The sequence below is a fragment of the Flavobacterium limnosediminis JC2902 genome (assembly GCF_000498535.1).
Taxonomy (GTDB): Bacteria; Bacteroidota; Bacteroidia; order Flavobacteriales; family Flavobacteriaceae; genus Flavobacterium; species Flavobacterium limnosediminis.
This window is the reverse complement of the sequence record NZ_AVGG01000018.1, coordinates 130,642-154,816: the sequence shown is the minus strand read 5'-3', so window position 1 is coordinate 154,816 and position 24,175 is coordinate 130,642. Positions and strand designations below refer to the sequence as shown.

At 36.5% G+C, this 24,175-nt stretch carries 21 protein-coding genes; 11 read left to right on the top strand and 10 right to left on the bottom strand.

Features of this window, described 5'->3' with window-relative positions:
- Nucleotides 1–122: 122 nt before the first annotated feature.
- From FLJC2902T_RS12270 to FLJC2902T_RS12260, 3 genes are read right to left on the bottom strand one after another with little or no spacing between them, the layout of a single operon-like run.
- Nucleotides 123–836, bottom strand: a complete 714-nt coding sequence (locus tag FLJC2902T_RS12270) for a tRNA threonylcarbamoyladenosine dehydratase (protein ID WP_023580112.1) — start codon at nucleotides 834–836, stop codon at nucleotides 123–125.
- A 55-nt stretch (nucleotides 837–891) separates the two neighbouring features.
- Nucleotides 892–1,521 carry a TatD family hydrolase gene (locus FLJC2902T_RS12265; RefSeq protein ID WP_023580111.1) on the bottom strand — a complete coding sequence of 210 codons (630 nt, stop codon included), beginning with the start codon at nucleotides 1,519–1,521 and terminating at the stop codon, nucleotides 892–894.
- 40 nt (nucleotides 1,522–1,561) lie between these two features.
- Nucleotides 1,562–2,152, bottom strand: a complete 591-nt coding sequence (locus FLJC2902T_RS12260; RefSeq protein ID WP_023580110.1) for a DUF1684 domain-containing protein — start codon at nucleotides 2,150–2,152, stop codon at nucleotides 1,562–1,564.
- A 109-nt stretch (nucleotides 2,153–2,261) separates the two neighbouring features.
- Between FLJC2902T_RS12260 and FLJC2902T_RS12255 the strand changes: the two genes are divergently transcribed.
- From FLJC2902T_RS12255 to FLJC2902T_RS15900, 7 genes are all read left to right on the top strand, one after another.
- A complete protein-coding gene (locus tag FLJC2902T_RS12255) occupies nucleotides 2,262–3,473 on the top strand; it encodes an MDR family MFS transporter (RefSeq protein WP_023580109.1) in 1,212 nt (403 codons plus the stop codon).
- 271 nt (nucleotides 3,474–3,744) lie between these two features.
- Complete coding sequence (locus FLJC2902T_RS12250) at nucleotides 3,745–4,671, top strand: ATP-binding cassette domain-containing protein (protein ID WP_023580108.1); 927 nt, start codon at nucleotides 3,745–3,747, stop codon at nucleotides 4,669–4,671.
- Nucleotides 4,661–6,880, top strand: coding sequence for a redoxin family protein (locus tag FLJC2902T_RS15905; RefSeq protein ID WP_162147688.1), 2,220 nt, complete (start codon nucleotides 4,661–4,663; stop codon nucleotides 6,878–6,880). Before FLJC2902T_RS12250 ends, FLJC2902T_RS15905 begins: the two co-directional genes overlap by 11 nt.
- Nucleotides 6,881–7,074: 194 nt before the next feature.
- Nucleotides 7,075–8,685, top strand: a complete 1,611-nt coding sequence (locus FLJC2902T_RS12240) for a tetratricopeptide repeat protein (RefSeq protein WP_023580106.1) — start codon at nucleotides 7,075–7,077, stop codon at nucleotides 8,683–8,685.
- Between the two features lie 273 nt (nucleotides 8,686–8,958).
- Nucleotides 8,959–10,620 (top strand): T9SS type A sorting domain-containing protein, encoded by a 1,662-nt coding sequence (locus tag FLJC2902T_RS12235; protein WP_023580105.1) that lies wholly within the window; start codon nucleotides 8,959–8,961, stop codon nucleotides 10,618–10,620.
- 349 nt (nucleotides 10,621–10,969) lie between these two features.
- Nucleotides 10,970–11,329 (top strand): BlaI/MecI/CopY family transcriptional regulator, encoded by a 360-nt coding sequence (locus FLJC2902T_RS12230; RefSeq protein WP_023580104.1) that lies wholly within the window; start codon nucleotides 10,970–10,972, stop codon nucleotides 11,327–11,329.
- 5 nt (nucleotides 11,330–11,334) lie between these two features.
- The gene (locus tag FLJC2902T_RS15900; RefSeq protein ID WP_023580103.1) at nucleotides 11,335–13,242 is read left to right on the top strand and encodes a M56 family metallopeptidase; all 1,908 of its coding nucleotides are present in this window, start codon (nucleotides 11,335–11,337) and stop codon (nucleotides 13,240–13,242) included.
- Nucleotides 13,243–13,371: 129 nt separating this feature from the next.
- On the opposite strand, the gene FLJC2902T_RS12220 is transcribed toward FLJC2902T_RS15900, so the two are convergent.
- Nucleotides 13,372–13,623: a 4a-hydroxytetrahydrobiopterin dehydratase gene (locus tag FLJC2902T_RS12220; RefSeq protein WP_023580102.1), complete on the bottom strand. Its 252-nt coding sequence runs from the start codon at nucleotides 13,621–13,623 to the stop codon at nucleotides 13,372–13,374.
- Nucleotides 13,624–14,349: 726 nt separating this feature from the next.
- Here FLJC2902T_RS12220 and FLJC2902T_RS12215 point away from each other — a divergent pair.
- Together FLJC2902T_RS12215 and FLJC2902T_RS12210 are read left to right on the top strand one after the other, a co-directional pair.
- The gene (locus tag FLJC2902T_RS12215; RefSeq protein WP_051364391.1) at nucleotides 14,350–14,778 is read left to right on the top strand and encodes a hypothetical protein; all 429 of its coding nucleotides are present in this window, start codon (nucleotides 14,350–14,352) and stop codon (nucleotides 14,776–14,778) included.
- A complete protein-coding gene (locus FLJC2902T_RS12210; protein WP_023580101.1) occupies nucleotides 14,775–15,260 on the top strand; it encodes a hypothetical protein in 486 nt (161 codons plus the stop codon). Before FLJC2902T_RS12215 ends, FLJC2902T_RS12210 begins: the two co-directional genes overlap by 4 nt.
- Nucleotides 15,261–15,459: 199 nt before the next feature.
- Here the strand turns inward: FLJC2902T_RS12210 and FLJC2902T_RS12205 are convergent, their stop codons facing one another.
- Nucleotides 15,460–17,007, bottom strand: coding sequence for a hypothetical protein (locus FLJC2902T_RS12205; protein ID WP_023580099.1), 1,548 nt, complete (start codon nucleotides 17,005–17,007; stop codon nucleotides 15,460–15,462).
- 618 nt (nucleotides 17,008–17,625) lie between these two features.
- Complete coding sequence (locus FLJC2902T_RS12195) at nucleotides 17,626–18,363, bottom strand: hypothetical protein (RefSeq protein WP_023580097.1); 738 nt, start codon at nucleotides 18,361–18,363, stop codon at nucleotides 17,626–17,628.
- Nucleotides 18,364–19,147: 784 nt separating this feature from the next.
- On the opposite strand from FLJC2902T_RS12195, the gene FLJC2902T_RS16265 reads away from it, so the two are divergent.
- Nucleotides 19,148–19,324: a hypothetical protein gene (locus FLJC2902T_RS16265; protein WP_023580096.1), complete on the top strand. Its 177-nt coding sequence runs from the start codon at nucleotides 19,148–19,150 to the stop codon at nucleotides 19,322–19,324.
- Nucleotides 19,325–19,488: 164 nt separating this feature from the next.
- The gene (locus tag FLJC2902T_RS16260) at nucleotides 19,489–19,641 is read left to right on the top strand and encodes a hypothetical protein (RefSeq protein ID WP_023580095.1); all 153 of its coding nucleotides are present in this window, start codon (nucleotides 19,489–19,491) and stop codon (nucleotides 19,639–19,641) included.
- Between the two features lie 597 nt (nucleotides 19,642–20,238).
- On the opposite strand, the gene FLJC2902T_RS12180 is transcribed toward FLJC2902T_RS16260, so the two are convergent.
- The 4 genes from FLJC2902T_RS12180 to FLJC2902T_RS12165 form a co-directional block, all read right to left on the bottom strand.
- Entirely contained in the window at nucleotides 20,239–20,751 is a 513-nt protein-coding gene (locus FLJC2902T_RS12180) for a T9SS type A sorting domain-containing protein (RefSeq protein WP_035678593.1), read from the bottom strand.
- Entirely contained in the window at nucleotides 20,751–22,130 is a 1,380-nt protein-coding gene (locus FLJC2902T_RS12175; protein WP_023580094.1) for a T9SS type A sorting domain-containing protein, read from the bottom strand. The genes FLJC2902T_RS12180 and FLJC2902T_RS12175 overlap by 1 nt, the downstream gene beginning before the upstream one ends.
- A gap of 11 nt (nucleotides 22,131–22,141) precedes the next feature.
- Entirely contained in the window at nucleotides 22,142–22,471 is a 330-nt protein-coding gene (locus tag FLJC2902T_RS12170; RefSeq protein WP_035678590.1) for a hypothetical protein, read from the bottom strand.
- 99 nt (nucleotides 22,472–22,570) lie between these two features.
- Entirely contained in the window at nucleotides 22,571–23,824 is a 1,254-nt protein-coding gene (locus FLJC2902T_RS12165; RefSeq protein WP_155958906.1) for a T9SS type A sorting domain-containing protein, read from the bottom strand.
- Between the last annotated feature and the right edge of the window lie 351 nt (nucleotides 23,825–24,175).

Genomic DNA, 24,175 nt, shown 5'->3' with positions numbered 1-24,175 from the left:
CATATTAATTTGTGTAAATCTGTGGGATCTGTGTTTATTAATTAAATAGTATTGTATAATCCGTATAAATCTTCTTATTTGACTTCTCTTGCATTTCTAAAATACTTTTGCAAAAAAAGTCTTTATTTCAACAAATGCTTAATAACCGTTTCCGCGGCGTGCAAACCGAACAAAGCCGGCATCCAACTGTTTGTTCCGAAGAATGATTTCTTAAAGTTGCTTCCGTCAGTCATCTTTAAACTGCTCTGATCTGGCTTTTCAACAGAAAAAACCGCTTTTACACCACTGGTAATCCCTTCCTTTTTCAATCGTTTACGGATAACTTTCGCAAGCGGACAAACATCGGTTTTACTGATATCTTTCACCACCACCTTGCTTGCCAAAAGTTTACCTCCAGCTCCCATGTTGCTGATAACCTTAACCTTTTTTCGTTTGGCCGCAAGGATCAAGTTTAGTTTTGGGGTAATACTGTCGATGCAGTCCAGAACGTAATCATATTCCGGAGTAACCAATTCAAATGCTCTTTCCGGAGAAAGAAATTCTTCAATTCTCGTTAACTGCAATTCCGGGTTTATATCCATCAAACGGTCCCCTACTATTTTCACTTTAGGCTGGCCAACCGTTGAATGCAAGGCCGGTAACTGTCGGTTCACATTCGTGATGTCCACCACATCCCCGTCCACAATAGTCATTTTTCCAACACCGGCGCGTGCAATGAATTCGGCAGCAAACGAACCTACTCCTCCCATTCCCACAACTAAAACGTTGGAATTCTTCAATTTCTCTAATCCTTCTTTTTTAAATAATAATTCGGCTCTTTCTGTCCATTCTGCCATTGTAAAACAATTTGTGCAATGTGATTCCGGTCGAAAAACCGGTCTTCATTACGGGTTAAAAAACTAACTTAAAATTATCTGAGATAATTTGTTCCACATCAATCGGTTTGACCGATGCAGCCTTTCTATATACATCTGAAATGCTTTCTTCAATAGTATCGGTTTCCAAAAAAAAACGATCATTCGGAACCTGTTCAAAAACCGATGCCAATTCGGGATTACGTAGCAGATATTTCCCGAACGACAAATAAAATCCGTTATCCAAAAGTGATTTAGCCACTTGCCAATTTTTGGAAAACCCGTGAATAACCATCGGGACTTCTATTTTTAATCGTTTTTTGATTTCAATCACTTCCTGATACGCCGAAACGCAGTGCAAAATTACAGGTTTTTGGTGTTTTACAGCTAACTCCAGTTGTTTTTCAAAAACTTCTGTTTGAATTTCCAATGGAATATCGATTCGTTTATCCAATCCGCACTCGCCCAAAGCAAGGCAATTTTTTAGCTGAAGTTTTTCGTCTATGATTTGCAGATACTCCTCCACGCTGTCCACATCAATATACCAAGGATGAATTCCGATGGAAAAAAAAGGCACGGACGCATCAAACTCATTCGGATATTGATTGACAATTTCCAGAACGTCTGACTGATTCGTGCTTTTATGGGTGTGGATGTTGTATTTCATAAGAAACAGCTATAAACTGCGACTGTGACCGTGACTAAAACTAATCATGAAACTTCTTAACTCCGGCTCTCACGTCCACAGGTAAATCATTTTCCTTTGGCGGAATCGGGCATGAATACCCTTCATTATATGCACAATACGGATTGTATGCTTGATTAAAATCGATTGATATCATATCACTTTCCGATGCTTCCAAATCTATGTAACGCCCACCACCGTAGCTTTCAACCCCCGAAGTCAGATCGGTAAACGGCAAAAACAGATAATTTTTAAATTTCTCCTGTTTCGATAAATCAATGCTTTGATAAACGTTCAGTTTACATTCCTTTTCCTTCAATATGAAATGTAATTCTCCGTATTTTACATACAGTGGTGTTCTGTTGCCTGTCGTTTTCATTGCAAACGGCTTTTCATCAGGTGTCTTTACCAATTTGGCTTCCACACAGAAACTCATGTCAATGTCATAAAAATCAAGTGCTTTGAAATGTTCCAAATCCGATTTTTTGAGTGGACTTTCCTTTTCATCGGCATATTCTTTATTAAGTTGTAACTGATATGCTTTTGCAGTTTCTTCACTGCATTGGGCTGAAACAATTATTGGAAATAAAACGATAAAAAGCAACTTTTTCATTTTCTGACATTTTTCACAAAAGTACTCAAAATTTACATTTAAAAATTCACATTCATTTAACAGCACCTAAGGCAAGAAGATTCTTAAATTTGCGCTTAACATTTTTCCTATGCTTCAACAGGCAGTTTCACGTTACTTCAATAATTATAAAGGTTTTTCAAGGGAAATCTGGATTCTTGCACTGATTACTTTTATCAACAGGGCAGGAACGATGGTACTACCATTCTTATCCAAATACCTGAAAGAAGATCTGCATTTTTCTTATAGTCAGGTCGGATGGGTTATGGTTTGCTTCGGATTGGGTTCCATGATCGGCTCTTGGTTAGGAGGTAAACTATCGGATAAAATAGGTTTTTATAAAGTTATGATTTTCAGCTTATTTACAAGCGGACTATTATTTTTTGTTATTCAGTTCATTACCAGTTTTGTTGGGCTTTGCATTTCGATGTTTTCAATTATGATAATAGCCGATATGTTCCGACCCGCCATGTTTGTATCGCTTGGCGCCTATGCCAAACCCGAGAACAGAACGCGTGCTTTAACCTTAGTACGTTTAGCCGTAAACCTTGGTTTTGCCGCAGGTCCCGCCCTGGGTGGATTAATCATCATGGGCATAGGTTACCAAGGATTGTTTTGGGTTGACGGCGGAAGCTGCATCATTTCGATTTTGATATTTGCGTTATTGGTAAAAGAGAAAAAGAAAGAAAAAACAACTATGGATCATTTTGAAAACGCCGAACGAAAATCGGTTTTCAGGGACAAGCCTTTTTGGATTTTTCTTTTCATCAGTTTTCTTACGGCGATGGTTTTCTTCCAGTTGTTCACTACGCTCCCGCTCTATCATCACGAGCAATTTTCGATGACGGAATTCCAAACCGGATTGCTGATGTCGTTTAACGGACTGATGATTTTCTTTTTAGAAATGCCGATTGTGAGCTACTTCGAACGCAAACAGGTCGACAAAGTAAAAATCATACTTTTCGGTTCACTTTGTATGGCGATTAGTTTCTACCTGTTATTAATTAACGCCTGGGCCGGAATTTTAATCGTAAGCATGTTTTTCATAACTTTTGGTGAAATGTTTGCGTTTCCGTTTTCCAACTCGTTCGCGATGAGCCGTGCTCCCAAAGGGCATGAAGGTCGTTATATGGCTCTTTATACTATGAGTTTCAGTTTTGCTCACATTATGAGCTCGAAAACCGGAATGGAAATCATCTCCCGATTTGGGTATTCTGCCAACTGGTTTTTTATGGGAAGCTGTGGTGTACTTGCGATGATTGGTGCGCTTTGGTTGCGAAAAATACAATCAACAGATAACTGACATCGATTTGCAATGATTAACAAAGTCAATTTATAAGTAAACACAGATTTCACAGATTTCCACAGATTAATTTGCGGAAATCTGTGTTTTAAATATTCTATCTGCTATTTGTTCCCAGACGTTAGCTTTTATCTGGTTCCACGAAACAATAACCACTCTTGGAAAAAGTAATTATTTCCTAACAAAATTTTCATTTTTTCAATAAATTAATTTAATCAAAAAAGTCGGAAATATATTATTTTACTTACTTTAGTGACCGTAAAAAATAATTATGTCAGACTATATAATCCAGACCGAATCACTCAATTTTGAGTATTCAAAGTCCAAGAAAGTTTTAGAAAATATTTCTATTAACGTTCCAAAAGGTTCAATCTATGGTTTTTTAGGTCCAAACGGTGCCGGAAAATCTACCACGATGCGGTTACTCACCGGAATCATCCCCGAACAGGACAACGCTATTAAACTTTTTAACCAGCCGCTACAGCAACAGCTACCCTTCGTTTTTTCAAAAATCGGGTCATTGGTGGAATCGCCTGCGTTATACCTGCATCTGAGCGGTATTGATAATTTGAGATATGTTGCCAAACTGCGTAACATCCCGGAAGAGAAAATTCATGAAACCCTTGACTTAGTTGATTTAAGCAGGGATGGTAAACGTAAAGCTAAACAATATTCGTTGGGAATGAAACAACGGTTAGCTATTGCCATGGCCTTATTGAGTGATCCGGAATTACTGCTACTCGACGAACCGGTGAACGGATTAGATCCTAACGGAATTATTGATATCCGTAAATTACTCATCAAACTCAACAAAGAAAGAGGCGTCACTATTTTTGTTTCGAGTCATTTGCTGAGCGAAATTGAAAAAATGTGTACGCATGTAGCCATCATCAATAAAGGGAAACTCCGCTTTGAAGGCACCATGCAACAACTTTCCAAGGAAGCCAGCTTGTGTAAAATTCAAATTACCATTGATGAGGCACAAAAATGGGTAACCCTACTTGAAAACAGTTATGATAATGTAACTATGGTTGCCCAAAACCAAATTACCCTGAACATTCAAAACAAGGAAGCCATTCCTGATTTTATTAAAAACCTAATCGCCCAAAATGCCGCCATTTATGAGGTTAAAATTTTGGACGGACTGGAAGAATGGTTTATGACAATAACTAATGAAAAACGAACAAATGAAAACTAATATTTCCAACTTAATCACCGCTCTGAAAGCCGAAAACATCAAAAGAAGCGGCACGGGTTTGTATTGGACCAGCGCAATTTTGGGGATTGTTTCGCCCTTGTTGTTTTTTAGTGTTTTGGTTGCCACCAGCACCGATGAAATAAAACAGGAACTACCGTTTAACTACTATTTAAAATTTATTGAAAACACGCTCGAACCTTTTGCTTATTTCTTTTTCCCGTTGCTCATTATTATTACCGTCAGCAGGATTACGCAATTGGATCATAAAAACGGAGGATGGCAATTAATGGAAACCCAACCTGCCTTTAAGTTTTCAATCTATTTCTCTAAATTTCTGACGATTCTTATAGCCAATGTAATTTCGATTTTTTCGTTTATTATCGTTGGATTACTGTCGGCGTGGCTGCTTAGTTTTATTATTACCGTACCTAAGATGGCTATCATGGAATTTCCTCTGGCTGAAATTTTCCATACGATAACCCGTTTGTTTGTGGCATCATTACTGATTACCGCGCTTCAGTTTACAATTTCTGTTTTGATTCCGAGTTTTATCTGGTCTATCATCATTGGATTTTTGGGCTTGTTGCTGACACTTTTCCTTAAGCCTTTCAATTTGGTTCCGGTTTGGTATCCGTATGAAATTCTCTCTAAAATTGCGGCAAATCCCAAAGGGAGCGACTTAGGCTATTGGTTTACTTTTACTGAATATATCAGCTTAACTATCAGTGTTATTCTACTTTATATCGGATTCCGATGGTACCAGCACAAAACCTTCAAGTTGGCTTTCATCAAAATACCAAAAGCGGTTGGCATGATCATATTGGTGGTTTTTGGCGGATTAACCTCTTGGCTGTTATGTTCGAATCAGATGGCCGATCACGACAAAACGGTATTTTGCGGTAAAATTGAAAGCAAGGATAAATTCCAAAATATCTATATTAAAGACCTCACTGTTCAGGATACTATTGCCGTTATCCCTATCAGAAACAATGAATTTCACTATACTTTTAAAGACAAAGTAATTGCTGACAACTATCAGTTTATAGTAGATGGAAAGCATGTGGGGAAAGTATTTTTCGGTCAGAAGGATAGTATTTATCTGGACGGTAAGATTGCAGGATCAACATCCGATTTCAAAATAAAGGGTACGCGTTTGGCCGAAAATCAGATGGCCTCTGAACCAAAAATGGAATGGAGTATGGTTTCTTATTATCTGGAGCAAAATATTAATCTAGATAAGCCTCAAATTATTATAGATGCATTACATGACGACTGGAAGGAAGCAATGGAAGCGTCCAATACCTTTAAAACCATTGATAATTACATCCCGAAAAACGATTATATAGAGCGGAGCCAAAAATTAATTACCACCAGTTACCTGAATATGTGGTATGATCTTGTTAAAAAAAGAGCTGCTTTATATCCCAATGAAAAAACGGACGGAGGGAAACAAATTGAAGAAATACAACAAAAACTGTCTTTAACCGATGAAAGTTTACTGAGCAGTTCTGACTATTTTGATTACGTAATAAGCCAGTTAATCGCCAAAGACAACAGTGACATCGATGAGAATACTAAAGCCATCACTGCGATTTCAAAACTTAAAAACGGTTCGTTTAAAGATAAAATGCTGTATTGGCAAATCAGTAAAGTTATTGAGGAAGCTTCCGGCAGTAATGAAAGAAACCAGTTTGTTGCAAGTTACAGTCCGCTATTTACTAATGCTGATTATCAAAGAAAAATCAACAACCTTAACAGGGTTGCCGAAAGTTTAGGAAAAGGCAAAACGGCTCCATCGTTTGAAGCTACGGCACTCGATGGTAAAAAAGTTACGCTTGCCGGCTTAAAAGGTAAATATGTTCTTATTGATGTTTGGGCTACCTGGTGTGGGCCTTGCAGACATCAGTCGCCTTTCTTTGAGAAATTTGCTTTGAAATACAAAAAGGAGAACATTAAGTTTGTGGCTTTAAGTACCGATGAAGATATGCAGAAATGGTTCATCAGTGCCAAAGGGAAATCTAAAACGGTTTTGCAATGGCATGCCGATAATTCTAAACTGTTTGCAGACAATTATAATTTGGTGGGTATTCCGAGGTTCATACTGATTGATCCGAACGGTAATTTCATCAATGCGAAATTACCGGCTCCGAGTGAAGCTTCTTTTGAAATGCTGTTGCGAAAAGCATTGAACTTACCTGACGAAGGATAATTCTAAATTAAAGCAAAAAGCACCTGAACCAACGCCAAGCGCATCCCGTAAAAAAGGATGCGCTTTTTTGGTTGCTAAAAAAGCAGTATACAACAAAACGTAACCTCTTTGATGTATTCCGAATTACATTTCTTTTTTTTAAGGGGAAAACTGTACCTTAGATGTCCTTAACGATGTGAAATGTAACTTTTGATATGCGACTACTTTTATTTTCCCTTCTTTTTACAGGTCAACTGGTTTATTCTCAAAATGATGTCAGCAAATTAATTGACAGCCTGACAATGAAACTACAGGATAAAGACAAGGCTAGAATTTCACTAAAAATTGCTGATGAACTTAAGGATTCCAATTGGAAAAGGGCATTGCATTATATTGAACACTCCGAATCATTGGTCAAAAACATTGATTCCGATGAAATTACTGCTGAAAATAACATCAAAATTGCCGAAATCTACAATAAAAAAGATGCCTTCGACATCGCACTGACCTACTTTCTGAAAGCCTACGAATATTATCAGCAGGATAATCTCAAGGAAAAAAAATACCATCTTGAAAACTCACTGGCAATTATTTATGCACGATTGAATAACAAGGACAAAGCAATGCATTATTTTAATCATCTGCTTAAATACCATACCCAACAAAAGAAACCTGTTTACATAGCAAAAACCCATAATAACATAGGTACCTTATATATGAGTGGCGGCATTTTAGACAGCGCCATGATTCATTTTAAAAAATCATTACAGTTGGCCCAAAACTTACAGGACGACGAACTGAAGATGATATTATATAACAATCTCGGACTTTGCTATTCGCGACGAAACAACTTTAAAGTGGCGAAAAGCTACTTTGACAAATCCATTGTTATTGCTGACAAGAAATCGGATAACAAAACAAAAGCCTGGATATACAATTCGGTTTCAAAACTGTATTTATTAAAGAAGCAAGCTGATTCTGCATTGTTTTATTCGCAAAAAGCTGCCGATTTACTAAAGGATGCCAAATACAGTTTTGAAAATAAAAACGCTGTAGTCAATATTTACAAATCGTATTTACTGAAAGGGGATCATAGAAAAGCGGCAGACTATTTTGAAGCTTATGATGAAATCAGGGACAGTCTGAACATTGAAGGCAAAGCCATGAATGTTGAAAAACTAAAACTGGAGCAGCAGTACAAGGAAAATGAAGAAGTGAGAATACTTAAGGAGAGTAAGGAAAATTCAAAATACTATCTGATAGGATTCGGTTTTATTATTGTGATGCTGATACTCTTCATTTTAGTACTGCGTTACAAAAATAAGCTGGCTAATGCACAGCTTGAAAAAGATTTATTTGAATCTAAAAAGAAAGAACTCGACGCTAATCTTGAACTTAAGAATAAAGAGCTTGTGACACATTCCATGATGGAAATTCAGCGCGCAGAAATCATGGAGCAGATTTTACACGATTTGAAACAGCTGAAATTACAATCGCCTAAAAAGGAAACCCAGCAAACCATTGATTTGATAATAAAGCAATTAGGAGAAAATAAGGCTAATTCGGTTTGGGAAGAGTTTGAGTTACATTATGGTCATGTATATGAATCTTTCTATAATATCCTTAATGAAAAACATCCTGAGTTGACTTATCGCGATAAGAGGTTATGTGCGCTGTTAAAACTGAATTTAACCACTAAAGAGATTTCACAGATTACCGGACAATCGATAAAATCCCTTGAAAACGCGCGAACCAGATTAAGAAAAAAATTACAACTCACTAATACAAATCTTGATCTGGTGACTTATTTAGTTAACTTAAATTAAAAAGAGAAAGAACTAAAAGTAAAAATAAATTCGAAAACTATAAAAAGTAAAATCACCTATAACCTAAATAAAATAAGGCATTTATATAAAAATGAGTGGTAAATAAGTGTCTTTTAAAACGGCATGAGTAGTTTATGAAGGTTCATGAACCATAATTTGAAATTTTGATTAAATAATTTTGATAAACGAAATATAAATCATTTTGAATTGTCATCCGACAGTTATGATTTTGAAGAAGTTATTAATCTATTTTTTAATCAAATACTATTCTTCATGAAAAAAATTACGTTACTTTTTGCCTTATTTACATTTCTTTACGGAAATGCTCAATGGACAACGGATACTGCTGTTAATACATTAGTAGCCGATGTATTAAACAATGACCAGCAAGTTGTTAAATGTCCAAACGGAAGCACATTTGTGGTGTTTTGGAAAAGTGTGCCTGCGCCTGTAAATTTTGAATTGAGAGTCCAATTATTAAACGCTAATGGTGTACAACAGTTTGGGACAGAAGGAATGTTGATCAGCAATACTATTCCTATGTCGACATCTACAGTACTTATGAAAGTTACCGGTGACTCAAAAAACAACCTCTATGTAGGTGTAACCGGAACATCAAATACAGCCGGACAACCGATTTTTGCCTACAAAATAAACCAAATGGGTACAATGTTATGGGGACCCAACGGAATAAGTGTAGGAAATGGTTACCTGCCTACGATACTTCCGTTAGAAGATCTTAATGAAAACGGTAATGTTTTAATACATTATATGCCGAATACCGGCGGGATATCAAAGCTACAAAAATACACCTCTACAGGAGTTCCTGTTTGGGCAGCTCAAGTTGACGTACTTTCCGATAATCCATCGTCTCCGACATCACCGGCAGATCTATTTGAATTGTCAAACCAACAAATTATGGTAGTATTCCATAAAAGAGGAACTGGTGTGAACAGTACCTTGTTTGCACAAAAATTTAACAGCAGCGGTGTTGCACAATGGACAGTGCCTACACAATTATCAAATAAAGGAACAGCATATAACGTTATGACCTATAACGGTGTTCAGGACGGTGATGTGGTTTATTATGGCTATTCCGGAAAAACAGGAACGCGATCAGATTCATTTGTGCAAAGAATCAATCCGGACGGTACTATGCCTTGGGGGATTAACGGAGTTGATTTTGACACTAATGCGACGCTGTATGAAGTTGATACTCAAATTGCCTTTGCCCCTGGTTCGCAATATGTTTGGGCCATGTCCAGCTACACTCCTTCTACCCAAGATCTTAGAGGGGAATACATACAGAAATTTGATAAAATTACAGGAGCCAGACAATTTACCGACAACGCAAGACAAGTGTTTCCTGTCGACAATAATTACAGAACGCACGCCGGAAAATTACAGTTAATTAACGACACTCCGTTTTTTTTAATTACAGAAGGTATTAACAATGGAGCATCTCCGGTACCTATCAAAGCAGTACTTTTGAATTCTAATGGTTATTTTGCATGGCCGGAACAAACTCTTCCAGTGGCTACTTTTAGTGCACCCAAATTGCATATAACTTTGACTAAACCTGTTAACAATAGTGAAGCTGTTGTGGTTTTCACAGAACCTAAAGTTACTGGACAAAATAAAATATATGCCCAGAAATTTACCCTGCCAACGCTTGGTATTAACGATTTTGAAACTGCGGAAAATGCCGTAATGCTATATCCAAATCCTGCCAGCAGTTTCTTTAACATTAAAGCGATGTCCACAATCAAATCTGTTGCGGTTTATACTACTTTGGGTCAAAATGTGTTTACTAAGGACTTAACTGACTCAATGGAATTGAACATACCTACACAAAATTGGGCCAAAGGTTTGTACAGTATTACTATCGAAACTACCGACAACAAAACGCTGACAAAAAAATTGCTTAAAGAATAACCAACCACTTAACGACAACTTAACTATCACTTTTTTTGGTAGGCAAGCCAACTAAGCCCTATCATGGAAATCCCGATTAATCGGGATTTTTCATTTGATTTTCAATCATTTGGCTTAAAAAACATTATTTTTACTTGACCTCAATTTGTTAAACAAACTATAAAATTCGTTGGTTAACTACAAAAATAGTTGTGTAACTAAAAATATAGTTGTACGTTTGTTCTGTTCTTGAATGAATAGCAGAATTGCGTTAGGGATAGAGGCGGTATCCTTTTGTGTAACGAAGTGGAGCAAAAGATAAAGCCGAAAGCCCGACCCTTGTGGTAACGCCCATATAAAAACATCAGTCATGCAAAAATTAACCAACAAAGAAGAAGAAGTAATGCACATTTTATGGAAGCTGGAAAAGGCTTTTGTGAAAGAAGTGATGGCTGAAATCACTGAAGATCAGCCACATTACAATACCTTGTCGACGATTATCCGAAATCTGGAAGAGAAAGGCTATGTGTCGCACAATGCGTTTGGGAACACGCACCAGTACTTCCCTATCGTGACGAAAGAGGATTACCGAAAAGGGTTTATGAACACTGCCATTGAAAATTATTTCAATAATTCCTATAAGAGCATGGTTTCCTTTTTTGCCAAGGAAGAGAAAATCAGTGCGAAAGAATTGCGAGAAATCTTAGAAATGATCGAACAGAAAAAATAAAGCCTATGGAAGCTTTGGGAATTTATCTGCTGAAAGTGAGTGCCCTGATGGGGATTTTTTATCTCGCTTACTTTGTTTTCCTTCGGAAAGAAACCTTTTTTAATTCGAATCGCTGGTTTTTACTGGCCGGATTACTGACTTCGATGGTCTTGCCGTTCGTTACGTATACCAAAGTGATTTGGGTTGACCCTACTCCTATTGCGTATGATTACAATACTGCAGTGTCAGCTCAAAATTTAGTTACGGTTTCCGAACCTGGTTTTGAAATCAACTGGTTTTTGGTTTTGATGATAGTGTACGGAATCGGAATTACGATGTTTACCCTAAAATTCATCATTGACTGTTTTGCCATCAAACAACTGATTGACAAGCCGAGAGCTATCCGACGCAGTAATTTCTATTTAATTGACACCGAAAAAGTACAAGCGCCGTTTTCGTTCTTTAATTATATCGTGTACAATTCCAACACTTTAAAAGAAGAAGAATTGGAAAACATATTGCAGCACGAGCTTGTTCACAGTGCGCAGAAGCATTCATTGGACATGATGGTGGCTCAGATTTTCTGCATCACGTTCTGGTTTAATCCGATTGTATGGCTGTATAAAAAAGCCATCGCTCAGAACCTTGAGTTTATCGCGGATGCCGAGGCTACCAAAAACATAGAAGACATTAAGAGTTATCAGAAGACCCTGTTAAAAGTAACAATGCAGTCGCAATGCATTGCAATCACCAATCCTTTTTATCAATCATTAATCAAAAAACGAATCGTTATGTTAAACAAAAATCAATCCGACAAGAAAAATTCCTGGAAGTATTTGGTTGTACTACCTTTGCTGGCCTTTTTCATGTTCCAGTTTCAAATGAGAGTTCTGGCGCAGGAGAAAACGATGCCAAGAACTGAAACCCGTCAGGAATCTAAAAAAGTAATCTCGGTGGTCATTGACAAAAATACCACAGATGCTGAAATTAAAAAAGATGCTGAAATGCTGAAAAATGAGTTTGGAGTTACCCTAAAAGTATCCAAAATCAAACGCAACGGCAACGGCGAAATTACGTCCATTAAAGTTGATTTTAAAGACAAAGACGGCAGAAAAGGGACTTCTCAAGTAGCGAGTGATGCTCCGATACAACCTATCCGTTTTTTCAAGGAAATAAATGAGAACGGGAAAAGTGCCATTGGTTTCGGATCTCCAAAAGGCAGAGAACGCGAAGAAGGCGTCGCGAGAGTTAAACGAATCAAACACATCAGCGAAGACGGCGAGGACGTTCAGGTAATTGTTGAAGGCGATGAGAATGATTTCGATTGGGCAGATGTATTAGGTATTGACCCACCACTTCCGCCAGACGCTCCTGCAGTAGAAGATTTACCGGCACCACCAGATGCTCCCGGGGCACCAAAAGCTCCTAAAGCACCTAAAACGGTAAAGAAAACAGTTGTTGTGAAAAAGGACGGCGATAAACGTGAAGTATGGGTAAACGGAGAAAAGGTTACTGAAGACTTCGCCAATTCGATGGATCCCAACGAAATTGAGTCCGTTAATGTTTACAATACAAAAGGACCAAAGGGCCATAAAGGTCATAAAGGAGATAAAGGAGATAAAATTATGGTTACCGATCAGGAAATTGAAGTAATCCAGGACGGCGATAAGAAAATCGTTATCGTAACTAAAGACAAGGACGGCAAAACGAAAAGAACCATTGAAACCATCGACATCAAAAAGATAAAAGACGAAACCAAGGCAGAAATGGAGCGCATCCGTCCAGAAATCGAAAAGGCAAAAAAAGAAGCGATGGAAGCAAGAAAAGAGGCGATGAAAGAGCGTGAAGAAGCCATGAAAAAACGTGAGGAAGCCTTAAAAGCGAAAGAAGAAGCCCTAAAAGCAAGGGAAGAAGCCTTAAAAGCGCGAAAATAACTTTACAGCAGCAAATCATCATCACCCGAGGCGTAGCCGAATTGTTTGGAGCGCAGCGGAAAAAATCAAAATCAGAAAGACCGTCTCATTGGGACGGTCTTTTTTTATGCTATTGGAATAGATATACGATTAAATTAACCGATCTATTTTAGAGGCCAATTCGCGATCCTTATCGGTAACAACATCTCCGGCGGAGTGCGTTGACAGCCAGATTTCGACCTTGTTCCAGGTATTGGTCCATGTGGGATGATGGTTAAGTTGTTCGGCTATCAGCGCCACCCTTGTCATAAAACCAAAGGCTTCTGAAAAATCTTTGAAAATAATTTTTTTGTAAAGACAATTGTTTATTTCTTCCCAACCGGATTGATTCTGTGCTGCCATGAGAATTCTGATTTAAGTTGTTGTTATACAGTTTAAAGGTACGCAAAATTAGATTTACAAAAAACAAAGCTTCCAGACTTTGAAAGGCTGAAACCTTAAGCGACAATATACAATTCTATATGTTCGTATTTTAGACCTGTATACTCGCAAAATTCTTCGATACTGACAAAACTCTTTTGCGGTTTGTTTAAATCTTCCCTGATTCTTTGCAACAGCCTTGGGTAATGTATCAGATGTGTTGGTAGCCTATTTATACCAAATCAGAATTTTGATAATCAAAGATTTGCAATTTTACAACTAGAAAATAAAAGCAACCTTCGGGTTATTTTTTTATTATGTAAACTTTTAAATCGAATAAAATGGCTTCAAATAAAAGTTCGTGAATCAGATGTGTTGGTGATTGTTCTCAAATTGAATATGCAAATAAAAATTACAGTATAGGTTAAGCTACATTTTTGAAGTATGAAACTTTAGGGTTAATTGTGGTGGTGGTTGCCTGGGTTTGGTTAAGGGGGAAATTGTATGATAGCCTGAAGTATCGTGGGTATAATGGTAGTTGGAAACATAGAAAATGAAAGACGCTTTTTGAGGCGTCTTTTTTGTAGGTAAAAGTTCAAACAGTCATATTCGTGTTTGGATATATATTACTTGATTGAGTATATTTATAAGTTGTAAACAATTTTAACCAAAAAAAACATGAAAAAACTATTACTTTTTACTTTTTAAATGGTAATTAATGCCATTTCTTACTCACAAATCAAAACAGTTGAAACTGAAAAACTTATTGAAATTGGCAAAGTTGGAGCGTTAGGCTCGAAAAGTGTTTGGATAGAAAAATCTGAAAATAAATACCTGTTTAGCTACAATGATATTAAATTCCAACAAATAACCAATATTAAATCTTTCGCGTTTCAAAATTTAGACAATGATTTTGAAAAACTATACGATAAAATAATGAATGGATTTAATGAAATCCCAAGTGAAGATATTATGCTAGAACTTCCCAATGATATAATTTGGTTACATTACGAAAAAAATATGGGTATTATTTCCTTTCAGTTTAGACATGCTGTTAACAAAAATTCTGAAGTAATAGGTTTTTCTCAATTCATGACAAAAAAACAAATAGCCAAACTATTCGGAAAAAAAATATGAGTTCAGAAAAATATTTAGATGAAAATTTAAAGAAATACTACATCAATGACTTTAATAATTTATTGAAACTAGAAAAATATTTTTGGGAAATTGATAACCAAACACTCAAAAATGTTTTATGCAGTATCAATATGAATAATAGTATTCAAACACTTTACTCCAAATATTCAAATTCTCAAAAAGATAAATGTAGCTACATAACATTTTGCTTTACAAAAAATATCGAACTGAAATTGTTTAGAGAAATAATTCCATACTTTATAGAAAATTACAACTTTTCGGATAATAGTTGTTTTTATGAATTTAACTTTCCGAAATTAAATCCCAACTATGAAGATAATTCAATAAAATTTGGAATAATGTGTACAGATGATATCGATTATTTTAATATCAATCATATCACAATAACTCTTGAATCATATAATAGAAAAGTACACGAAGACTTTTGGAATGACATAAAAAATAAATTTGTCGAAATATAAAAACTGTTTACAACAGCGGTTTGCAGCAAGTGGGGTTTTAGGGAAAACTCAAACTTCTTTTTGTATATTTGGCTTTAGGAATAAACAAACTAAAGGTACAAAATCCCCACCTGCAGCAAGCCGGCGGGACGTTAGCGGTAATTTTGTACCAACAGGGGAGAATTCAACAACTTAATGCAACAAATGATGAAATTTATCTTTATTGAATTATGGAGAAAGATTCTATTTGTTGTAGATGTCGCTCTGTTTGGTATTTGTTGAAGTTATCCCATTTTGGAGGAAAACTGGTTTTTTGCCCATACATAGAATCCAGACATACGTTGTGGTCTTTGTACTTTTCATGTAAAACAGCCAAAATTTTAAAGAAAAATTCGTCCAACATTACAATAGTTTCAAATTCGGTTTTGAGTGTATCGTAGTTACTGTCTGAGGGGGTTACTATTTGTAACAGGTCTAAAACTTCTTTCTTTTCGAGGGCATTAATTTCAGTTAAATAACCATATTTTAAGGTTTTAAAAACTAAATTATTCCAAGCCACACTGTCATGTCCCCATTGAACATCCGGTAGATTTAAAGAATGCTCACAAATTAGGATAATTGAAAAAAGAACGTCGTTTAAATACGCTGCCGGAAATTCATCGAAACTTCTGAATTCAAAACCGCTTTGGTACATTTTTTCCTGATTAAAATCGAGACCCACTTCAGAAAGCAATTCATATTCCATTTCTAATTCAATCTGATCTCGCCACCAAATTTTTTCTTCTTTTTCAAACTTCAGCAGCTTTCTGAAATCATCCACTTTGTAAGTTAAAATTTTTCCCTTAGCCATCGATTTGTTAAAAGTCCCTACCCCTATGTATCGGGACATGGCATTTCTCATAGAACCCAAAGTGAATTTTTTGTCTAAGCTATATTTATCACTTATTACTCCCATAATATCAGGACTGCCAAGAGTTGCTATAAAAAAAGGCTCAAACCATTGCAATAAATAAATGGCATTTGCGTGCGTTTTATCAAAATCAATATAATCTACAATCCTACTGTTCTCTGTTAGTGAGGGTAATGTAATATGAAAATGATAGGTGCCATTATTAAACAAAACAAGATTTTCCTGATTTGTCATGAACATATTAAGACCGTTATTGTAATCCGGAAAATTTAATTTCCCATTTAGTAAGGACGATCCATTAATTTTATCCAGGAATAACTTTTTGGTGGCTTCCAGCTCTTTACAAGAATCTGAAATTGTTCTGTTTTCAAAATATTTGGTTACAAATTCGATAGAATCACCATCAAAATGTACAGATCCCATCGTCTTATTTCTTTGGGTAATCATACTTTGAATATTGTACGGTTGATCCTCAAGAAAAAGTTCCATGATGGATTTTCCCAAATATTCCGGATTTGAAATTGGTTTTGGCGCCACCGCATCAATTCCGGTGCTTCCAACTAATGATTTAACATCCGGTAACGTTTTGTGCTGATAGTTTATGTCGAGTTTTTCCAGCGAATGACTATTAACCATTCTGCTCACTTTGTAGCTTTCGTTACAACCAAAAGCCTTTTTTAATAAGGGGGCCAAGCTTTCCGGTTTATAGCATTTTCTATAATCAATACTGTATCGCTCAAAACCAATTTTTTCTTGTATAAACTCACCAGAAACTATTAGGGATTCTTCAAATTGCATGTAGGTTTCGTTTTCTAATCCAATTCCCCAATAATATTTTGTTGTCTGATTGTCTTTCATTTATACTAGTTTTCTTTTTATGGTTATTTGAACTTTTTAAAGTCATTATTTTTTATTCAAAAGCATGAGTTTAATCTGCTGGGAATCGAAACAAAAAACGGTCCTTCAGACGGATTAAACAAATTGTTAAATCCATTCTCTTATTTTTAAATTATAGGAATTTATATTTCGGTTTCAGAAATTTTACATTTGAATCGACTGAACGATTGATAAAAAGTAAAATTTTAAAAATTACTTCTGTCATTAATCACTTTCACATCATTAAGTTAAGCAGATAAATTTCCTTGTTACAGCTTTTGCTGTTCTTGTTTTTTCCAAGTTGCAAAGCTACTTCATTAATATCTTATTTCAAATAGTTAATTCATTGAAAATCAATAATAATACAAATTCTTCTGGTTGTCAGGTTAATTGGTTTCAGATATAGTTTAAAACTATGTGCTTTAGTGCATTTAGCTTTAGCCTCCAAAAGCATTTTAGCCACAACTGCAGCGATAGCTAACTGCGTGGTAAACACAAATTCACACAAATTAAATCGTATAATTTGTGGCTGATAAATTAGGGCTGCAACCTTGCCGACGTTCAGTCTGTCTATCAAATCATGAACTCTCAGTCCATAGTTTAGTCATGGTAATAAAACACGTAAGAGGAATATAGTTCGTCATTCCACCAATCTTTTTTAACTTCTGAAAAATAATTGTAATTCACCTTTCCTGCCTGTGATTGCAGTGGATATATTACCACGCCATTCTCTCTATAGGCTTTATGCTCGTTCGTTTCCGGAACAACAGGAGCGATATGTCCGGAGAGTCCTTTTTCTTTCCTTTTGGCACAAATTATTCCAACACCTCCATCGGTGTTCACTTTATTTTGAATTTCTTCAGCAGTAAACATCCTTTTCCATCCAAAATCTTCTCCCCATTTTAAAAACCAGTCGTGTATGGCACTGGAATAAATGTGATCTACAGTTTCTCCCATAAGTGGCTCTACTTCTTGCCCTTCCAATATTTTTTCCAGGGCTTTATCTGTCCACCAAACAGTAGGAAGATACACTTTGCAGAAACGACAATAATCGTAAGAGTAAACATTACAATAGGTGTCTTCTATTGTTCTTTGGTATCTAATGTTATTAACAACATCCAGTTTGTCGATTAGTTGACCAATGCTTTCTCGTTTAGTCTTAGCATTAGTTAAGTCTCTGTACGGAATATCAGAGTCTGCCATTGGTTTGTATTTCATTTGTGCAGAATCTAAACGAGATCTCGGATCGGGTAAGAAATTGGCAGCTGTTATTCGGCTATTGGGTTTTGAATGATTCACTTTTAGTGTTGAATAAGTCGATTCTGTATGTTTTTTCATTTTGGTTGCTTAAAATTAATTAGCATAATGCTAACGGAATTTTACTATTCGCCTAATGTATTTCTGAAAAGAAGTTATACCCTATTATTTTAAAAAATAGCAGGTTGTGTTTTTTTTTTTGCGCTCCCGAAATTATTCGGTAGAAAATCCTCAAACATGTTTACTCAAAATAAGTTCTTCTAAAATTTAAATGTAATAAAAAAAACAGAAGCAGAAATATAATTTCATTGTAAATCAGAAAATATCGATCTGAAATTTGTGTCCTGATTATTATTTGTATTCACACGGTAGTTTAAATGATTACCGATAATAATTCAACAATTGATGAATTAAAAATGCTTTTTTGCTTGCCCCTGAAATTATTTGCATAGAAACAACATTTTATACGAAAGATGCTTTAGGGCATCTTTTTGCTTTTATAGCAACATGATGTTGTTAATTTGGGATAATTAGTTGTCAAAAACGGAGCTTGGGGTTTTGTGGTGGTTGAGTATTACCCGACTTGCTATATTTTTGGGGTATGGACTGGTATGAGATTCTAGGGTTGATTGGGTTTGTGCTTTCCGGGATTTGGTTAAGGGGGAAGTTGTATGATGGTAGGAAGAACCAGGGTATAATTGTAGTTGGAGGGATAGGAAAACGCTTTAAGGCGTTTTTTTTATTTATGGGAAATCGTAAGGTTATGTGTATAGTGCACTTGCTTTTATAAAAATAACTATGAAGGGGGTAAAAAGAACTTTGCATATTTAGAAGTTGTCCGTAATTTTAAAATCCACGAGAAGAAATGAATAACATCTTAAAATCATTAATTTTAGTACTCTTTTTAAGTTCTTGTAGTGGAGAAAAGGTAATGTTTGATATTGATGAAGAAACCAGAAAAGCTCCAAATGGGAAGATAGACATGAGAGAAGTGAAAATATTTCACCTTCAACACAAAGTGGAAATTGATAAAAAAGGGTAATGTAATGTTACCCTTTTCTTTATCTACTATTTCATAATGGACTACTTTTCATCTTTAATTTCAAATCACTTGTTTATTTTAATTCAATTCAACATTATTGTAAATCAGACACATACACCAAAATGTAACGGATTTTTCATTATATTTGTTAAAATTATTATGTCATGAATAATTTAGTAAAAATACTATGTTTGGTAGGTGGTGCTGTATTAGCAGGACTTATTATTAAAGAATCAGAAAAAGAAAAATTCTCCGATTACCATAAGGGTTATACCGATGGGTATTCTGATGGTTATGATGAAGGTAGAAGCAGCTAATGATTCAAAAAAAATTACAAAGGGTAACATTGCGCTACCCTTTTTGTTTGTCCAGTATTCCCTTTAATTTCTTAACCGTATTCATGCTAACCCCTGTTAATGCTTCCAGTTTTTTTAAGCTTATATCTGAAAGCTGTTGAATAAGCTTAACTTCTCTCTTATACTTGGTTAGTACTTCATCATCTGATTCACTTGATCCTTCAACCCTTCCACGAAATTTACCCTAAAGCTTGGCAATTGCAATATGGATATGCAAATAAAAATTACAGTGTAGGTTACGCGACATTTTTGAAGTATGAAATTTTAGAGTTAATTGTGGTTGTACTTGCCGGGGTTTGGTTACGGGGGAAGGTTTATGATGGTAACAAGCACCGGGGGCATAATGGTATTTGGAGGTATAGGGAAACGCTTTAGGGCGTCTTTTTTATTTTAAAAAAGCTTCTATTGTTGAGAAATATATTCAAACTAATTACCTCGCATATTATTCAGCAACTGATTTCGTGCTCGCAATAATGCTAAAAATACTAAATAAAATGCAGACGCACTAAAAAGCACGTCTGCATTAAAAAATTAATGTGTAATGAGTAAACGGGATTGTTATATCGCCGCATCATTCTCCTTCATAAGGATAAAATACTGGCCACCGGCAAAACGGGTACAGTCGATTTCTATTGTTCCTGTCTTGGTTTTAACCTCCCAGACATTCAGGAATCTACCCTGCATATCGCGAATTTCGATGGTTTTCGCAGTATCGGCATTCTTGTAATTGTAGATTACTTTTGTTACTTCTTTAGCCGGATTAGGGGCTACCAAAAGTAAATTGTCATCGATTACCAGAATGTCTTCTTTTCCGTCATTGTCAGCCATACGCTGTGTACCGCAAGAAGGGAACTCGATTTCTGTTTTTTTGTAACAGCTCTTGTTTTCTTTCCAGCTTCCGTTCATGTCAATAGTTACCAAACCGCCGTTAAAGTCTGCGGACGGGTAAAAATATACGGTAAAGCCGGTCGTTGTACCAGCCGGTACCAAAACGGTATTGTCTATAAAAAACCCTTCTCCGTCTGGTGCTGCTAAGGATTTAATTTTAAAACTGCCAAACAATATTGGCATTACTCTTTACTAATCTTAAACGCCTTACTATTCCCAGATGCATCATAACACTGCAACACATAAATACCTTGTTGTAACGATGCTAAACTAATTTGGTGCTGACCAGCCTCAATCTTCCCTTCTGCTACTTTTTGACCTAAAACCGAATACACTTCATAATTGCTCCAGCTGTTTTCGCCTTGCCAGTACAAGTTATCTTTTACAGGGTTGGGGTATACTTTTGTTTCGTTTAAATTGAACTCTTCATTACTTAACGGAGAACAGGCTGATGTGGCAAATTTGGCAATAAAGAAATCGGTTTGGGAACCGGCATTGGTTAGGGTGGTACCCGCTGTTATCTGCCCACCAAAACCACCACCTAGAATGTAATCGCCCGAAGCATCGACAGCTAAAGCTGTACCATAATCGTCATACCCTATGTTACCCGGGATTTTGTGTAAGCCTAAACATGCACCTGTATCTTTATTAAATCGTGCCAGCATAACTTCCGTTCCTTCGTTGGCATTGGAAGCAAAAATAGATTGCGAGCCCCAGGTAAAGTTTGAACCAAAACAATAACCGGCATAACCCACTTCGTTACCATTTAAAGCGATAGCACCATAGGTATAAGCTCCACTATTATTATTGTAACATGTTCCCCATAATAGATTATTGGCTGTTTGATCGGTTTTCATAACAAAGGAAGTCCAATTCGTAGTCGAAAAACCAAGTAATGCCCCTTCTGTCCCTACCATTTCGCCACTTAAGTAAATATTGTTTGAAGTATCAAACACCAAATTATAGAATTTTAATGCCCCTCCCATGGTGCCAGTGCTTTCCTTTTTCCACTGAAATTGTCCCAATTCATTAAAACAAGCTATAAAGGCTGAATGGGTAACGGTTTGTCCTCCTACAACAGCTGTCCCACTGCCACCATTAAAACTCGTAATATAGAAATTACCATTATTCTGGTTCCTGTAGAATTTTGCATTCAGGCCAAAGGAACTCGTTAATTGAGGATCCAAATAAGTCGCACTAATGAAACTTCCATTAGTGTCATACTTTAAAACAAATAAATTAGTCCCTGACATGCTGTTGACAAAAGCACCATCGGCATAAGTACCTGCCGGTAAAAGACATAACCAATAGCTATTTCCTAACGAATCTGTTGCTAAGCCCCGTGACAAAGTTTGACTGATAGCCACGGTCTGACTTATTAACTGTTGCGGTTGTTTGAACCATAGCAAAGTACCATTGCTGTTATATTTGGCTATAAAAAGAGACCTGCAACTTGCCGAAGTATAAGTATTCAGTATTACGTCATTATCGATACGGGCATAATAAGGAGACGAACAACTGGAAAACCTTCCGGAAACGTAAACATTATCTTCACTATCCACCTGAATACCATCTATATACTCTTGTCCCCCCCAATAATTTTAGACCAGCGATACGTACCATCACAGCTAAAACTACTCAAGGCAAAATCGGTTTTAGAACTGCTGTCTCCGTAATTGGTTTTGGGGTTGCCGTCTATGTTTAAAAGTGTTTGCCCTACTGGTGATAACACATAAATGTTCTTTTGACTATCTGTTCTCATTGCTGTAACTTCTTCCCATCGAAAACCACTAGTTATTGGTAAATTATCGGTACTCCCTCCCCTTTTACCCCATTGCCAGGTTTGAGAATGTGTTGTAAGTGTTATTAATAATACTAAAATTGTATGTAGTTGTTTTTTCATAGGTGTAGGTTTGTTTGTTATACTGAGTATAGCTCGCAATAATGCTAAAAATACTAAATAAAATGCAGACGCACTAAAAAGCACGTCTGCATTAAAAAATTAATGTGTAATGAGTAAACGGGATTGTTTTATCACCGCATCATTCTCTTTCATAAGGATAAAATACTGACCACCGGCAAAACGGGCACAGTCGATTTCTATCGTTCCTGATTGGCTTTTTACCTCCCAAGCATTCAGGAATCGGCCCTGCATGTCGCGAATTTCGATGGTTTTCGCAGTATCGGCATTCTTGTAATTGTAGATTACTTTTGTTACTTCTTTAGCCGGATTAGGGGCTACCAAAAGTAAATTATCATCGATTACCAGAATGTCTTCTTTTCCGTCATTGTCAGCTATACGCTGCGTACCACACGAAGGGAACAAGATTTCTGTTTTTTTGTAACAGCTCTTGTTTTCTTTCCAGCTCCCGTTCATGTCTATAGTTACCAAACCGCCGTTAAAGTCTGCGGACGGGTAAAAATATACGGTAAAGCTAGTCGTTGTACCAGCCGGCACCAAAACAGTATTGTCTATAAAAAACCCTTCGCCGTCCGGTGCTGTTAATGTTGTCCAGACATCGTCGCCATAGGAGTTTGTAATCTCTAAAATAACCTGATAAACATAAACGCCATCTATCTTAACGCATTTCAGGTCTCTTATGGAATAGGACATTTCACAATCCTGACAGTCCTTCTCAATAAGGCTCATGGTAGCTGCAGTGTAACCGCAGTCTCCATTGTGAAGATACATCTGATACTCATGCCCTATCGCTAAATCATGAAAAGGCTCTACCATATCACTGCCACTAACATAAGGCGTATAACCATCCTGCCACTGCCATTCGTTATAATACCCAAAAGGCCCAATGATATAGCCGCTTGGTTTTTTCTTGCAGATTTCGTAACACCCTTTTGGGAACACCCACGCTACGGACTCAAGATCAATAGGCAAGTCTGTTTGTGCTGTCACACTGCAGGCGTCTGCTTCAGCACGCACCTGTATCGGCCCATCATGGTTACTGATTGCCGTGGTACCGGTATTGCCGTTGCTCCAGTAATATCTAATTCCTGCCTGAGGGTTTAAAACCGTTACCTGATACCTATACGGATTACAAGACAGCATTTCAAAATCCAATTGTGGTGTTTCGGGCTGGTCGATTACCGTTATGGTGTGGTTTACCGGACTACTGCTGCAATAATTCCCGGAACCGTCCTGTACCTGTGCCACAACCTGATAAACATAACTTCCGAAGGTGGTCTGCATATGCGTAATCTGATGGGCATTGTACCCGATGGCGCGGATATGTAAACGCAACGGATAGCGCGGATTTGCAATCCGTGCCCACAAAGAGAATAAACAAAAACTACAACAGTAAAAAGTTGTAGTTTTTATTTTTTAATAAAGCGAGCAGATTAGAGTTAGAAGTTTTAATGTTAGATTTGTTATAATTTGGAATGGGCACGGTTTGCAAATCCGTACTATCGGCTTTTTATTTAAAAGATTAGTTTTGTTTTAGACGAAAAAAACCCACAAAGTCAGGAGACTTGTAGAGCGTGGTTCACAGATTGAGTTATTACTCTGCAAACCTGCGGTAAAACTTTTAGAAGCTGAAAACAAAATATTTTGATGCATATTGTTTTAACTATCTTTGCGACAAATAAACAA

Bases quoted from the DNA above. Each gene is read 5' to 3' on its own strand.
- FLJC2902T_RS12180 (WP_035678593.1), bottom strand. From the start codon at position 20,751: ATGCCAATATTGTTTGGCAGTTTTAAAATTAAATCCTTAGCAGCACCA.
- FLJC2902T_RS12215 (WP_051364391.1), top strand. From the start codon at position 14,350: ATGGTAATTAATGCCATTTCTTACTCACAAATCAAAACAGTTGAAACT.
- FLJC2902T_RS12250 (WP_023580108.1), top strand. From the start codon at position 3,745: ATGTCAGACTATATAATCCAGACCGAATCACTCAATTTTGAGTATTCA.
- FLJC2902T_RS16260 (WP_023580095.1), top strand. From the start codon at position 19,489: ATGAATAATTTAGTAAAAATACTATGTTTGGTAGGTGGTGCTGTATTA.
- FLJC2902T_RS15905 (WP_162147688.1), top strand. From the start codon at position 4,661: ATGAAAACTAATATTTCCAACTTAATCACCGCTCTGAAAGCCGAAAAC.
- FLJC2902T_RS12235 (WP_023580105.1), top strand. From the start codon at position 8,959: ATGAAAAAAATTACGTTACTTTTTGCCTTATTTACATTTCTTTACGGA.
- FLJC2902T_RS16265 (WP_023580096.1), top strand. From the start codon at position 19,148: ATGAATAACATCTTAAAATCATTAATTTTAGTACTCTTTTTAAGTTCT.
- FLJC2902T_RS15900 (WP_023580103.1), top strand. From the start codon at position 11,335: ATGGAAGCTTTGGGAATTTATCTGCTGAAAGTGAGTGCCCTGATGGGG.
- FLJC2902T_RS12265 (WP_023580111.1), bottom strand. From the start codon at position 1,521: ATGAAATACAACATCCACACCCATAAAAGCACGAATCAGTCAGACGTT.
- FLJC2902T_RS12170 (WP_035678590.1), bottom strand. From the start codon at position 22,471: ATGAAAAAACAACTACATACAATTTTAGTATTATTAATAACACTTACA.
- FLJC2902T_RS12205 (WP_023580099.1), bottom strand. From the start codon at position 17,007: ATGAAAGACAATCAGACAACAAAATATTATTGGGGAATTGGATTAGAA.
- FLJC2902T_RS12240 (WP_023580106.1), top strand. From the start codon at position 7,075: ATGCGACTACTTTTATTTTCCCTTCTTTTTACAGGTCAACTGGTTTAT.
- FLJC2902T_RS12255 (WP_023580109.1), top strand. From the start codon at position 2,262: ATGCTTCAACAGGCAGTTTCACGTTACTTCAATAATTATAAAGGTTTT.
- FLJC2902T_RS12260 (WP_023580110.1), bottom strand. From the start codon at position 2,152: ATGAAAAAGTTGCTTTTTATCGTTTTATTTCCAATAATTGTTTCAGCC.
- FLJC2902T_RS12270 (WP_023580112.1), bottom strand. From the start codon at position 836: ATGGCAGAATGGACAGAAAGAGCCGAATTATTATTTAAAAAAGAAGGA.
- FLJC2902T_RS12195 (WP_023580097.1), bottom strand. From the start codon at position 18,363: ATGAAAAAACATACAGAATCGACTTATTCAACACTAAAAGTGAATCAT.
- FLJC2902T_RS12210 (WP_023580101.1), top strand. From the start codon at position 14,775: ATGAGTTCAGAAAAATATTTAGATGAAAATTTAAAGAAATACTACATC.
- FLJC2902T_RS12230 (WP_023580104.1), top strand. From the start codon at position 10,970: ATGCAAAAATTAACCAACAAAGAAGAAGAAGTAATGCACATTTTATGG.
- FLJC2902T_RS12220 (WP_023580102.1), bottom strand. From the start codon at position 13,623: ATGGCAGCACAGAATCAATCCGGTTGGGAAGAAATAAACAATTGTCTT.